This is a genomic window from Rhizobium sp. P1_E1 (genome assembly GCF_056406015.1).
In genome coordinates, this window is sequence record NZ_JBFUAY010000356.1 from 1 (window position 1) to 3,203 (window position 3,203).

5 protein-coding genes are annotated in these 3,203 nt (G+C 61.1%); 2 read left to right on the forward strand and 3 right to left on the reverse strand.

The genetic code is table 11. The features are described from left to right. Window positions 1-448 (forward strand): amino acid ABC transporter permease (locus AC1D1Z_RS35565; RefSeq protein WP_477853486.1); only part of this gene is annotated, 448 nt, incomplete at its 5' end. Further along, window positions 445-1,236, forward strand: coding sequence for an amino acid ABC transporter ATP-binding protein (locus tag AC1D1Z_RS35570; RefSeq protein ID WP_130653994.1), 792 nt, complete (start codon window positions 445-447; stop codon window positions 1,234-1,236). The genes AC1D1Z_RS35565 and AC1D1Z_RS35570, both read left to right, overlap by 4 nt. A 49-nt stretch (window positions 1,237-1,285) precedes the next feature. Here AC1D1Z_RS35570 and AC1D1Z_RS35575 read toward each other — a convergent pair whose 3' ends face one another. The 3 genes from AC1D1Z_RS35575 to AC1D1Z_RS35585 all read right to left on the reverse strand — a co-directional run. Beyond that, window positions 1,286-1,639, reverse strand: a complete 354-nt coding sequence (locus tag AC1D1Z_RS35575) for a cupin domain-containing protein (protein WP_128400744.1) — start codon at window positions 1,637-1,639, stop codon at window positions 1,286-1,288. Then, a complete protein-coding gene (locus AC1D1Z_RS35580; protein WP_018449130.1) occupies window positions 1,632-2,300 on the reverse strand; it encodes a cysteine hydrolase family protein in 669 nt (222 codons plus the stop codon). The genes AC1D1Z_RS35575 and AC1D1Z_RS35580 overlap by 8 nt, the downstream gene beginning before the upstream one ends. Further along, window positions 2,300-3,203: ATP-binding cassette domain-containing protein (locus AC1D1Z_RS35585; RefSeq protein WP_477853490.1), on the reverse strand; the 904-nt coding region annotated here is incomplete at its 5' end. The genes AC1D1Z_RS35580 and AC1D1Z_RS35585, both read right to left, overlap by 1 nt.

The window sequence follows — 3,203 nt, forward strand, 5'->3', positions numbered from 1 at the left end:
CTACTATGGCGGCCCCTTCGTCGGATTGTCGCTCGATCCGATCCCGGCCGGCATCGTCGGCCTTTCCATCTACGGCGCGGCTTATTTCAGTGAGATATTCCGCTCGGGCTTTGCCGCCGTCCCGAAGGGACATATCGAGGCCGGCCTGTGCGTTGGCCTGACACAAGGGCAGATCATCCGGCGCATATTGCTGCCGGAGATGACCATGCTGGTGTTGCCACCTTCGGTCAACATGACGATCATCCTCATGAAGGAGACGGCCGTTCTGTCCATTATCACCGTGCCGGAGTTGACGGCGACACTCAGCGCCATCGGCTCGCAGCAATATGCTTTCGTCGAGGCGCTCTTCGTGCTTGCGCTATTTTATTGGGTACTGGTCGAAATCACCGGCTGGCTCGGCCATCTCGCCGAAACGAAACTCACCAGATTCAGGTTTTTCAACATATGAGCGTTCCTGCGATCGCAGTCAAAAATCTCGTCAAGACGTTCGGCGGCTCCATCGTGCTGCACGGCATCGACCTCGAAATCGAGCAGGGACAAGTTTCTTGCGTCATCGGCCCGTCGGGATCCGGCAAGAGTACGCTGCTGCGCTGCATGGCGTTTCTGGAGGAATCGACGAAGGGGACGATTGCCGTCAACGGCGAGGTGCTTGGCTTTGCAGAAAACGCCAAGGGTGTCCGTGAGCGGGTGCCGACTGCTGTGAACCGGCAGATTCGATCGCAGATCGGGATGGTTTTTCAGCAGTTCAATCTCTGGCCGCATATGACGGCGCTCGGCAATGTCAGCGAGGCGCTGAAGACGGTTCACAAGATGAGCCGTAGGGATGCGGAGGAGCGGGCCATGGCCCAGCTCGTCAAGGTCGGCCTGGAGGGCAGGGCGGGGCACTATCCATCGCAGCTCTCGGGAGGGCAACAACAGCGTGTCGCTATCGCCCGGGCGCTTGCCCTCAACCCGAAGATCATGCTGTTTGACGAGCCGACCTCGTCACTCGATCCCGAGCTGACCGGCGAAGTTCTGAACGTCATGCGCGATCTTGCCGCCGAGGGCATGACGATGGTCGTCGTCTCCCACGAGATCGGATTTGCCGCGACGGTCGGCCAGCAGATCATCTTTCTCGACCACGGCAAGGTGCTGTTCACCGGACCGCCGCAGGACGTCTTCAAACGGCCGAGAAACCCCCGCCTCGAACAATTCCTGGACACCTATATCGATCGTGGAGCCTCGATGCTGCTGTGAAATTCATGTCCTTCCGGATCGTCGGGCAGACCTCCAAGGCCGGCGGGGTTCAGGCAATTTCGTCTTCGAGTATTTTCACGGGCCGGTCCCACTGGATGAGGACGACACAGCCGGTATCACTCCAGACCGAGTGTTCGCTGCCCGGCGCATTGACGATATAACTGCCGCTGATGTAATCGCCCGTCTCGTCGGATTGAACGCCGTCGAGCACCAGGATGGTCTCGAGCCCTTCGTGGCGATGGCGGGGAACGGAGGCGCCGGGCTCATATTTCAGCAGCGCCACGCCCGGCTGATCACCCTCGAAGGGGCGGATCCAGTGAATGGTGACAGCATCGCGGAAGGGGCCGAATTCCAGCTCCTTCCAGCCGCCTGACGTCAGGCGTTCGCGGGTCGTTTCAGGCATGGGCGATACTTTCCAGAATGTCGTCGACATGCGCGGTCCAGCCGACGATCGCGCCTTGGGCGCGGATCATGGCGATGGCTGCGGCTTTGAATTCTGGGAAGTAGCTTTCCGTCGCCTCCTCGGCGAGAAGGCATTCATAGCCGCGGTCGTTTGCTTCGCGCATCGTCGTCTGCACGCAGACTTCGGTGGTGACACCAGCAAAGACCAGCTGACGAATGCCCTTCTCTTGCAACACGGTGCCAAGTTCGGTGGCGTAGAAGGCGCCCTTGCCGGGTTTTTCGATGACGACTTCACCCTTCACAGGAGCGAGTTCCGGCAGGATTGCCGTGCCGGGTTCGCCTGAGATCAGGATGCGGCCCATCGGACCTTCGTCGCCGATCCTGAGCGACGGATTGCCACGGTCGCGTTTGGCCGGCGGCAGGTCAGAAAGGTCCGGCCGGTGGCACTCCATCGTATGGATCACAGGCAGGCCGGCATTGCGGAAGCCCAGGATGAGGCGTTTGACATCAGGCACGATCCTGGTGATACGGCTGACATCATTGCCGAGGCTTGCGCCGAAGCCGCCGGGCTCGGCGAAATCACGCTGCATGTCAATGACGATGAGGGCGAGCTCATCGTGCTTCACCGGAAAGGCGAAAGGTTCAGCTTTGATCTTCGCCATCAATGATGCCCCGCCATGTGGGCGCCGATCACGCCAATATCGGCCGAGCGCGCCGGTGTCTCGTAGACCAGCTTGCCTTCCGAAATGACCATGATGCGGTCGGACATCTCGAGCAGTTCGTCGAGGTCCTCGGAAAGCAGCAGCACGGCAGCGCCCAAATTGCGTGCCTTCATGATGCGGGCGCGGATTTCGGCGACGGCCGAGAAATCGAGACCGAAACAGGGGTTCGAGACGATCAGCAGATCGACATCGCCGGTCAGTTCGCGGGCGAGCACGGCCCGCTGCACGTTGCCGCCCGAAAGCGCTGCGATCGGCGAGGAGGAAGAGGCCGTCTTGACCTTGAAGTCGGAGATCAGCGCCGAGGCACGCTTCTTCATGCTGCCCTTGTTCAGCCAGATTGCGTCCTTGCCGTCCGATTTCAAGTCGAAGGTGCGAAACGCAAGGTTCTCGCTCACGGTCATCTTCGGCGCACAGGCATTCTGCAACGGTTCTTCGGGGATGAAACGCACCCTGTTCTTGCGGGTCTCGTCGCGGGTGGCGCCGTAAGCCTCGCCATTGACCATGACTTGGCCGCTATCGGTCGGGCGCTGGCCGGCGAGTATTTCCGTCAGCTCCTTCTGGCCGTTGCCCGATATGCCGGCAATGCCGACGATCTCGCCGGAGCGGACTGTAAGCGCGTCGATCTCGATCGTCTTCAGGCCGGAGCGATCCGGAGCTTTCACCTGGCTTACAGTGAGCACGGATTTGGCCGCTTCCGCCACCGGCAGACGGCTGTCGAGCTCGGCGAGCTTGACGTCGCCGATCATCATCGCCGCCATCTCGGCGGTGGAGAGCTCGCCGACCTTACCGGTGCCGACCAGCTTGCCGCGCCGCAGGATCGAAACGGCATCAGCGAACTTCGTC